7 protein-coding genes are annotated in these 8,820 nt (G+C 59.7%); 1 reads left to right on the forward strand and 6 read right to left on the reverse strand.

The annotated features are described in order from the left end of the window. Positions 1-462: 462 nt before the first annotated feature. Positions 463-1,245, reverse strand: coding sequence for an outer membrane protein (locus AC0L3X_RS45810; RefSeq protein ID WP_063982067.1), 783 nt, complete (start codon positions 1,243-1,245; stop codon positions 463-465). A gap of 111 nt (positions 1,246-1,356) precedes the next feature. Between AC0L3X_RS45810 and AC0L3X_RS45815 the strand changes: the two genes are divergently transcribed. Beyond that, positions 1,357-1,959: a helix-turn-helix domain-containing transcriptional regulator gene (locus AC0L3X_RS45815; protein ID WP_063982066.1), complete on the forward strand. Its 603-nt coding sequence runs from the start codon at positions 1,357-1,359 to the stop codon at positions 1,957-1,959. A 433-nt stretch (positions 1,960-2,392) separates the two neighbouring features. On the opposite strand, the gene AC0L3X_RS45820 is transcribed toward AC0L3X_RS45815, so the two are convergent. The 5 genes from AC0L3X_RS45820 to AC0L3X_RS45840 form a co-directional block, all read right to left on the reverse strand. Continuing rightward, on the reverse strand, positions 2,393-3,751 hold the full coding sequence (locus AC0L3X_RS45820; RefSeq protein WP_354100732.1) for a hypothetical protein: 1,359 nt from the start codon (positions 3,749-3,751) through the stop codon (positions 2,393-2,395). A gap of 1,453 nt (positions 3,752-5,204) precedes the next feature. Further along, positions 5,205-5,471, reverse strand: a complete 267-nt coding sequence (locus tag AC0L3X_RS45825) for a hypothetical protein (protein ID WP_354102597.1) — start codon at positions 5,469-5,471, stop codon at positions 5,205-5,207. A gap of 58 nt (positions 5,472-5,529) precedes the next feature. Continuing rightward, positions 5,530-5,721, reverse strand: coding sequence for a hypothetical protein (locus AC0L3X_RS45830; protein ID WP_063982064.1), 192 nt, complete (start codon positions 5,719-5,721; stop codon positions 5,530-5,532). A gap of 319 nt (positions 5,722-6,040) precedes the next feature. Then, a complete protein-coding gene (locus AC0L3X_RS45835) occupies positions 6,041-7,903 on the reverse strand; it encodes an acyltransferase family protein (RefSeq protein ID WP_187387994.1) in 1,863 nt (620 codons plus the stop codon). Between the two features lie 355 nt (positions 7,904-8,258). Further along, on the reverse strand, positions 8,259-8,820 hold a 562-nt coding region (locus tag AC0L3X_RS45840), incomplete at its 5' end, for a tyrosine-type recombinase/integrase (protein ID WP_473317526.1).

Genomic DNA, 8,820 nt, shown 5'->3' on the forward strand with positions numbered 1-8,820 from the left:
CGCGACATCGACCAGCTATTGCCTTGGGCCTACCGCACTCAGTTCCTCAAAGCCGTGGCCTGATAACGACGCTTACGCTTGATCTACATCAAGTTTTTGGAACCCGTGGTTGATGCGGCTTCTACCAGTTGGTGCTCATGTATTCTGCTGCGAACGCAGCCAAAGCTCTTCGTCGAAATCGCCCGTCGCGCCGAAGCTTCCAAGAACGCTTAGCCACAGCCGCCGGCAACGTAGCCGAGGCCGAAAGCACCCCGACGTCATTACCGGCCGAAACGACAAAGCCCGCCGCGGAGGTCCGGGCGAGCGTAATTCGGCATTCAATGTGATCGTGCAGGTCATTTTGCATATTCCAGCGCTAGGCGTTTGCCTGGATCCCATCGCACTTCGTGTTGCACGAGCGTTCAGGACAAACGAAAAAGCCCCGGCGATGCCGGGGCTTTGACGTCTGAAGTTGAGTTCAGATCAGTACTTCGCGACAACCGGACCGGTCCAGTTGAAGCGGTAGACCAGCGAGGTCGAGATCGTCTGATTCCAGCTGTTGGCGCGGATGCTGTTGCCGACCGGAACATTGCCAGCGTCGAACAGCTCGTCCTGGGTCTTGGCGTTGTAGAAGGCCGAACGATATTCGGTCTTCATGAACCAGCCGGGCGAGCTGATGCCGAAGAAGTTCAGGCTGTTCTCGACGCCGCCACCGATGAACCAACCGTTGCGGTTGTAGCTGTTGAGGTGGGCACCGACGGGAACGCCGGCGAGGTCCGTGAAGTTGGTCTGGCCGAAGTGGGCGCCCGAGTAACCGCCGTTGACGTAGGTAAGAACGTTCGGGGCGGCCAGCCAGCCGAGGCGCACACCAGCGGCCCACGACGTCTCGAGCTTCTGGGAGCCCGTGATCTGATTGAGCGGATCCTGGATGGTGGCGCGGATGCTGCCGAACTGACCGTCAGCGAACACGCCAGCGACCCAGGTGCCGCTGAACTGCCAGTCGTAACCGGCGCCCACGGTGCCGAACCAGCCCGAGCCGCCCTGACGCTGGGTGATCGTCAGCGGCGTACCGGAAACCGTATCCACAACGCTCTGGTCAGCATTCGAGAGGCCGCCACCGCCACCGCCAAAAATGTAGAAGCCGGTCCAGTTGGCGACCGGCGCCGGCATCGGAGCGTTCACGTAAGGGCGGGCAGCCAGGTCAGCGGCCGAGGCCGAACCGGTCATCGCCACAACCGCGGCGAGAGCGAGCAAAGTCTTTTTCATTGTCGAAATTACCCCAAGTGGAAGCGTCGTCGATGTCTGTGAGGTAATCTAGACGTATTGGCCGATAATGCTGTAGCTGGAAGGCCACAGTGACGGACAAACGCTCTGGAAATGCTGGCTGGCAACGAAGAAGACATAGCCAATTTAGTCCGCGACAATCCAGCGGCTATCGCCATCTATCTATCTGATAACTTTGAAGAAAACGAGATACTGAAGGCTAAGACGGCGCTCAGCCTCGTCACGCGAGCTCATAACGTACAGATCCTGGCACGGGACGCGGGCCTTCGACGCGACACCCTCTATAGGACGTTTGGCGGTCGAATCGACCCGCAGCTCAGCCGGGTTCTTAGGCTGCTCGAAGCGCTGAACGTAAAGGCCCGGGTTACGCCTGCGTCCGGGATCGCCAGCCCGAGCGCGATCGCTACACGGCTCAGTCAAGCCTTCGCTTTCGACGATCCGACTGACACCATCCGGGAGCTGAGCACCGTCGTCAAATCGCAGAACGTCACCTCGCTCGCGCGCGAACTCGGCATTATGCGGACGACGGTTTACAAGACGTTCGGAGGAACCGTCGATCCGCAGCTAAGCCGGGTCCTAAGTCTCTTTGAGACTTTCCGGGTCAGGCTGGAGGTCGTGCCGTCGACTGAGCCCAAGGCCAGGCCACCCCGTCCGAAGCTTGGTCGACCGCGAAAGACCCTGGTCGAGCGGCCTTAGAGTTTCTCAAGTTGAGCCCCGTCCCGGCACCTATATGCGGCCTCGTACGGGAAACTCTTTCAAGCCAGAAAACCCGCTGGCCTCGCATGATGTGCAGGACCGCGTCCTGCGACCAGTGCGGCGGCGGGCGAGTACCTCACGGTAATGATCCGCGAGCTTAGCAATGTCGAGCCAGACTGGGCGGCTTGTATAACCCTTCGACACCTCGCCAGCCTCGAAAGCGAAGCCCTTGAGATCGACTTCGCTCCCCCCTCTTTCCAAATAGGTGGTACTTTCCGAATGGGTGGAAAGCGTCAGCCCGTGCATTTCGGAATCCCTGCCCTGCGCTAGCTCCCCGGGACGTTGAGCCCGCTCGCTGATTCGTCATTGCGTAACCCAGAAGTTTCGCGGCTGCGGCCCGAGCAGCTCACGAGCGAACAAGCCATGGCGAAGGCTAAGGAGTTTGCCAGAGAGGCGCTGCTGCGTAAGTCAGCGACGCGCCTTCGACCACCGTAATTCCGCGGTTCTGGAACATGGCCGAGAGATCGGCTTCGGTTGCCTTCCCCGTCGCCAAAAGCTGATCCGTCTTGAAGTCGTCGACCACGAAGCTTTTGCCGGCTGCCCGGCAGATGAGGTTGTTCTTCATGCAGTAGACCGCCCCGGGGATCTTCGAGACGCTCACCGCCGCCGCGGTCATGGCGGCGGCGGCGGTCGCGTAGCGGGCGCGGAATTGCGGATCAAGCAGTACTTGGGCGCTTTCCTGTCGACCGGACAAGACCAACCGCAGCGCCAACGCGACAACCACCATCACTCGCGATCGGTTCAGGCCGATCGCCGCGGCTATTGGCGAAGCGGCGATCCGCGCCAAGGTCGCGCCGAGACCGATCGCGAGCGCGATCGTAAGGTCGAACTCAGCATTCCCGAAGACGCCATCGCCGAGCCATTGCGTGAGGCAGGAGGCCAGCGCAACAGCGGAATGCAGCGCCGTAAAGCGCGCGGCGTAGCTGGCCCGGTCGAACCACGCCCACGACCCCCACAGGATCGCCGCGAGTGCCAGCCATTGCAGATGCCCCAACTGGCTCACCAGATGCCCCACCGAATAGGCGCGAGCAGTGAGCAGATTGGCGAAGAACTGAGGTCCGAAGACAGCGCCGCAGAGGGCGAGCCCCGCCGCTGCCGCCCCGCCACTGATCAGCACGGGCCGTGCAGCAGAGCGCCAGTCGCGCAGGCATAGCCACAGAACGGCCGCCGCCGGGATCGCGATGATGTTGTGTTTCCAGAAGCCTGCCAGAACCATCAGCAACAGCGGCGGAAGCGCTGATCGGCCAGCCTTTTCTCGGGCGAGGAACCACACCAGGGCAGCGCCCATGATCGCCTGCCCCGCAATCTGCGGGTCGTTCGCTCCAACATAGAGGGCGGCATTGTGCGCCATCAGAGCGACGAACCACATCCCGCCGACGACGCCGGCAGAGAACGACCCGGCCAAGATCCTTACGGCCAGCGTGATCTCCACGGCCAGCGCTAGCAGCCCAACGAACGAGAGCACCCGTCCGACATAGAGATTGTCACCGAACAGCTTGCCGAGCTCGCCGATGACTAAGAAGGAAAGCGGAGGGTAGTTGTTAACGACGAGCTGATCGCTGCCTGGATAGAGAGGCAGCCCAGCGGCCGCGATATCCTGATGGAACGCGTTCCACGACTCGGTGAACCAAATCTCGATCGGGAATTGAGCCCGCCAGACCGGCCAAAGCAAAAAATACGACGCGAGCATCGCAAGGATGCCCACGCACAAAAAGCGCGTGTGACTATGCATTTCTCAGCCCCGCCGGACGCTACTCAACCGGCGCGCGAACTGCAAGTCCTTCAATTGAACACGGGAGTTTAGATCCTGCGTCGGAAGCGAGCACCCTCTGGTCGTATCGGCAAGCTGTCGCGCGAGAGCAGAGATTAGCCCGCAAAATAGAGGTTCAGCGGCAAGCCTTGCTCGACTTGCAGGAGGCCGCTGCGTCTCTTGTACGCGCGACTTCGATCGGCTCACTTCACGACATCACGCATCTCACCGAAGCTCGACCCACAGGTCGGCAACAATATCGTTGCGAGTGTCCTGTTGGAGGTTACGTGGTGCGAAGCTGGACAGCCACTCGAAGTCACCGTCTTCGGGTATGTAAAGCGGGATATCGCTGCCAGGCACGACCTCAGCGGGTCGCTCAAAAATCACCCCTTTAACGCGCTGGGACGGGAGATTGTCGCAAAGTATAAGAGAGAGAATCCAATGAAAGCCTATGGCGACATTCGTTCACCGCGGCCGCTCGATGCGCCTGCGTATCTCGACGGTACTATGACGCGCGTCGAGATTGTCTCGGAGAGCCTCTGGTCGTGAACCAGCCGGTCTAGATTCGTTAGTTATCGACAACAATGCGGGCCCGTCAGCTGACACTGGCGGGCCGCTAACTGAAGCAGGCTTGTTCTCACAGCTTTCTACCCATTCGGCTCTGTACGGAGATTTCCGATCGGTGTTAAGTTGGCACGCGATGATCTTCAGAAATCCTCAGGCCGTCATTACGTTGATGGGCATTGGGGCCTGTTTTGGTCTGATGCTCTGGCTCCTTGCAAGCCTCTGGCCGGTTTTGCTTGCTCTCGGTGGTTGACGATTCCTTTGCTGAAAGGCGGTGCGTCATGGACTGTCTCAGCCTTGTTATACCCGCCGCAATTGGCGTGCTGGCCGCTTTGTTCTTCATTAGCCACAGTAAGATTGATCGGCGGAGACGGTGATGCAATTACCGCGGGCCCGCATGTGTATAGAGGGCCCGCCGGCTCACGCTGGCGGGCTCTTCGTCAGTGGAATCGCGGTCTAAGCCGTTGAGCTGACTCTCGTTTGATCCGGAATAAGCCAAAACGATTCACTGCAAGAATCCCCGCCGGCGTCACGTCGGCGGGGGGCTGACACTAACGGGAGGCGGAGAGAATGATCTTTTGGGCGTTCGTTTCGAATTTGATGGTGGTGGTCTGCGTCTTGGCGGCAAACTACCTAGATCGCCGAGCTATTGAGGCCGGGGCCTCTGGTCTGCGGTGGCGCCGACATTAAGGCCGCCTCAGTTGGCCTACTTGCCGGTTTTCGACACTGTCTCGCGCCGAATTGGCACAATGCTGCACATGCCAAGGAAAAGAGTCCCAGCTATGTTGGGTGATGCGTGAGGAATGGGGTTTTCGGTTTTTCATCTGCGCGGCCGGGGCCATACCAGTCGTCGTAGTGTTCATTCTGCTATTCAAAAAGTAAGGCCGCGTCGGTCGGCGGCCTCTCTACTGATCCCTCTTGAGCTTGCGCCGGCCCCAATGGGGCTCCTTTCCCTTCGGGTTAAGCTCGGGACGTGGTGCCGGTTCAATGCCCGCATGATGCCGATCCGAGCGAACATCGTCGGGCCGCCACCTTCCGCCACCAGGATCAAGGCTTCCATCGCCGCTTGCCACTCCGGTGCGGCGTGCTCCTTCTTCGGTAGCGCGGCGATGTACTCGCCGGCGTCGAGGAGCGTCACCAGAGTGCGTTCGCCAATCTTGACCGGATCCTCGAAACGCCGACCCAGCCTCGTTCGGTCATTCCTTCCGCTTCAGCTCAGGTCCCGCAACAGCAATGGCGTGTTCAACCTCGTCGGCCAGAACTGTCAGATGCTCGGCCAGCCTTGTGAACAGTTCTCGCTTCTTGGGTTCAGTAGCAAGATCGCGGATCAAGGCGCACTCGGCAGCATCCGTGCGGAGCTTTTCTAACTGAGCCTGCATGTCCTTCATTGCGATCGGTTCCGTTCCCGATGAGGAACTATACCGCTTTGGGCACAAGTGGACAGAACTGATTGCCGGTTTTTCCTATGCTCGTGATCACCGTGGCGACCCCATTACCGCCAAGGTAACTCCAACGGCCCCGGCCTTCACACCTCAAAAGCCATGCCGGGGCCGTTTTTAAGTGGCGATAGCCCATGCCACCGATAGGCCCATCCCTCGCCGCCGCTCTGTTCTCTGCCTTGGTCATGGCCCAAGATTACGAGGGAGTCGGACAAGGAGCCAGCCGCCGGATTTCGCAGGGCTGAAGCGGTCGAGCCCAAGCTATAGGTCAATAGGCTAGCGCTCGTGGACCCCAAAGCACCTTATCGATCACCGTCGCCATTAGAAGAATAGATGCGCGGTCAGTGAGGTGAACTGTATCGCTTGAGGTGAGATCGGCCGCCGTTGGTCCAATTCTCGTCAAACACCCCCGATGGTCGCAGAGTGCATCCCGTGCCGAGATGAACTCAGCTCCAAGCTGTTCCAGCTTCGCCCGCATGGGGGCATCCTGCCAATTCAGGGAAACTCCTATATTGGATCTTTCGGGGATCAATTCCTGATGTTGCAAGTAATGCAAAATGACCTCCTGCGGTAGGCCGCGCCGCCACACCGGCACGGGACCGAGGACCACTATACGGGCGTGAGTGCGCTGTTTCAGGGCCGCGACAATGCCGGCCACGCCATCCAAGTTTAGACCCCAGTAGGCATGCAGCAGCACAACCTCCGGGTCCATCTTCACCGCGATTTCGAGCACTCGTGCATTGTTTTCACGGCAATTCGCAGGGCCGTCCAGATCGGGCATGCAAGAGCTGGCAGTGAATTGCGCAATGCCAAATTCGCGCGTTTCTTGGGCTCGGCGCAGTCCAGGCAGAAGCGCACCGGCCGTCGAATCGCCCCATAGGAAAACCATCGGGCGCTTGCCGTGATCGACGCACGTTTCGGCGTAATCTGTTTTTTGACTCAGATCGAGAAGGCATTCGCCGACTCGCCAGCCAGAGCCATCCGTGCGGATGGAAGCTATCGCTCGGACCTGCGGAGGCAACCGCCCGTCAAAGCCATCCGATCGAACCACAATTATGCCGGCGGCCGCGATTGCCATCATCCCCGCGACTAGGCCGCAGGTCTTGAGTGGTTGGCTGCGGCCGAACCGGATTGGAAATTCAATGAACCGATAGGTCACCCATGCCAGCAGCAAGCTGAGGCTGATGACTAGGCCACGCTCGATTTCGGTCAGTGAGGCGGTTTTGATCATCGCGAAGTAGACAAGCAGCGGCCAGTGCCAGAGGTAATGCGGATAACTGATCAAACCACCCCACACCATCGGTCGGCTGGCAAGAATGACTCGGCACCCCCACGCGCCGGGAGACGAAAGCACAAGCAGCGTTCCGATAACGGGCAGCGCAGCCCGCCAGCCAGGAAATGGAGTGGCGCTATCGAATAGAACCACCGTGCAGCCGATCAACAGTGCGCCTGCCAGTGCTCGAATGTCCTGCCATCGCCCTTCCGAGGCCTCGCGACAGCCCAAAGCAAGCGCTGCGCCCGCGAAAAGCTCAAAGGCTCGGGTGACCGGCAGATAGAAAGCCGCAATGGGGTGATTGCCGATCAGCGCCAAATTTAGCGCGAATGAAGCCAAGCCGAGGAACAGCGACGCCCGGAACAGGCTTAGGCCTTTGCGGGCAAATACAATTAAAACCAATGGCCAGAAAAGATAAAACTGCTCTTCGATGCCGAGCGACCATAAATGCAGAAGTGGCTTCTTCGCCGATTCCACGTCGAAGTAGCCGGACTGCATCATGAGCGCGATATTGGCAGAGAACGCCGCGCTCGCCGCCGTGTCGATGCCAAGTTGCCGATAGGCGTCTGGAAGCATCAACCTGTAGCCGAGGGCCAATGCGGCGGCCAGCACAACCAGAAGCGCCGGGAATATTCGGCGAGCTCGCCTTGCGTAGAAGCCAGCCAGATCGAAGCGGCCCGCGCCAACGTCCCGAGCAATAATGCCCGTGATCAAGTAGCCGGAGATGACGAAAAAGATGTCAACGCCAATGAACCCGCCTGGGAAGGTGGACGGATAGGCGTGGAACAAGACGACCAGCGAAACCGCGATGGCGCGGAGCCCGTCAATGTGCGGTCTATAAATAGCTTGATTGCCCATGTCCCAGCGCCCGGCCAGCGCCCCCAGAAACATTGGGCAATAAAGCGTAACGAGCACACAAGGGCAACCATTGCGCGAGCGGGACTATTCCGGGGGCGGAAATCGACTAACTGGCAGGTGCTGCGCAGGTCTTTTCTATCAAATTGGTCAGCAGGCGGCCCGCGACGTTCATGTCCTCTCGGCCTGCGCTGACCAGCAGTCAACTTCAGGCGGGGCAGCACCCACGTTTCCTTCATGACAATGTAGCCTGGTCCGGTCCGTTGGACGTTGGCGCAAATTTCCGGATTAAACCGCGGGGCAGGAGGCATCTGAGCAACGCTAGTTGCCAATAAGACCGCGACAATCATGAACACCTCTACAGCAGGCCGGCGCCAGCATGATCCTTAAAAAGTTCCGCCTCTTGGACGTAGCCGCTCATCGTCTCGATTGACTTATGCCGGCTCACGTCTCGAATTCGGAAGATGGACTTTCCCGCAGCAGCAGACGAGGTGAGGAAGCCGCGGCGCAGCGAGTGCCCGGAGAATTGCTTTTCGTCCAAGCCGGCGGCGCCAGCGTAGACCTTCACGATGTTGGCGACCGATCGATCAGTGAGCCTACCCACGCTCACCGTGCCGGCTTTGTTGACCGGTCGGAACACTGGCCCGGCTTCAATGCCAGCCGCGTCGAGCCATTCCCGCAGAGCGACAACCGGACAGCTTGTGGAAGATCCTCGAGCAATGGCTATGGTTACGCCTTGGGCCACCATTAGGCCACCCCAGCGAACTGCCGCGGATCGATGCCGTCCGCCTTCAGTCTTACGATTACCGACTGCCGAATGTATTCGGATTTCGACTGCCACTTCGTAAGCGATGTTCTCAGGCCACGCGCCAGCGTTCTTGGGTAGCGAGATAGGCCCAGGGTAGCAGTTCGTCGATCTG

It is taken from the genome of Bradyrhizobium sp. MI1.7 (genome assembly GCF_055811795.1).